General features: G+C 42.0%; 1 protein-coding gene. It reads right to left on the minus strand.

What is annotated here, in order from left to right; genetic code table 11:
• Positions 1 to 206 precede the first annotated feature (206 nt).
• Positions 207 to 1,235, minus strand: a complete 1,029-nt coding sequence (locus tag Q4Q52_RS22135) for an IS110-like element ISSba8 family transposase (protein ID WP_076502320.1) — start codon at positions 1,233 to 1,235, stop codon at positions 207 to 209.
• Positions 1,236 to 1,301 lie beyond the last annotated feature (66 nt).

Genomic DNA, 1,301 nt, shown 5'->3' on the forward strand with positions numbered 1-1,301 from the left:
AGCTTTTACAACACTTTTGAATGATTGGTTCACTACCATATATTCGGCGTCTAAATAGGCTTTTTACCCGCGCCATGATGTAAATCCGAAACCCATTACCTTATCACTACATCGGCATTTAATGCCTTGGTCAAGTCAGGCTCTAATAGGTACGGTTGACCGTTTATTCATCAGTGCATGTAAACTTTTACGTGATGCTTAACGTCTTACGCAAACGCTTTATTAACGTCGAAATTATCGTTACTCGTGAGGATCCGCCATCCTATACGCGCTATTTTATTGGCCAATGCGACAACGGCTTTGTGTCGACCTTGCCTTAACGCAAGTGCATTAAACCATCGCCCAAGTCTATCATCACGTTTGCTCGCAAATCGGCCAACGGCTCTGGCGCCGTGGATGAGCAAAACACGTAGTTCTGAGCTGCCATTTTTCGTGATCGATCCTAGTCGAACTTTTCCACCAGAACTCGATTGCGATGGCACTAAGCCACACCATGCAGATAATTGCCGGCCATTTTTAAATTGATGACCCGAACCTAATTCACTCATAAAGCTTGCTGTGACTAATGGTCCAAAGCCAGGGATCGACAGCAATGCATTGTAGCGAGGTTGGATTTGACATAGCGCTTTAATGTCGCGCTCGATTTGATTAATTCTCTCATTTAAAACACATAAATCTTCATATAAAAATTTTAACAGGTAATGAAGCGTATGAGACAGTTCATGCTCATTATTTGCTAAAATACGGCTAAGTGACGCTTGTAATTGCAACCTGCCGACAGAGAAGATCACACCAGACTCGCTCGCTAGGCTTCGAATTTGATTGACCATGGCGGTTCGATTTTGAACGAGACGACTACGTACACAACGTAATGCTTTAATGTCTTGTTGCTCAACAGTTTTAACTGGAACCATGTGGATATTAGGTCTGAAAACCGCTTCGCATATAGCGAGGGCATCGTTGGCATCATTCTTTTGATTTGCAACAAATGGTTTAACATGTTGAGCAGGGATCAATTGCACTTGATAACCAAGAGCTTGAAATTGTCTTCCCCAGTAATGCGCCGTACCACAGGCCTCCATAGCAATAAGGCTACCTTCGGGGAATTGTCTAATTTTATCGAGCAGCTTGTTTCTGTTAACCTTTTTGTTACTCATGACAGAGTTATCCATAAGACAAACACAAACTTGAAAAACATTTTTGGCTAAATCGATACCAATAACTTTAATATCCATGATGGAAACCTCCAGAACTATTTGTCAGCTTTAAGCTTGGCATAATACTGCAAGCTTAGGTGCTGA

Origin of the sequence: Shewanella sp. SP1S2-4, from assembly GCF_031932075.1 — a bacterium.
Taxonomy (GTDB): domain Bacteria; phylum Pseudomonadota; class Gammaproteobacteria; order Enterobacterales; family Shewanellaceae; genus Shewanella; species Shewanella baltica.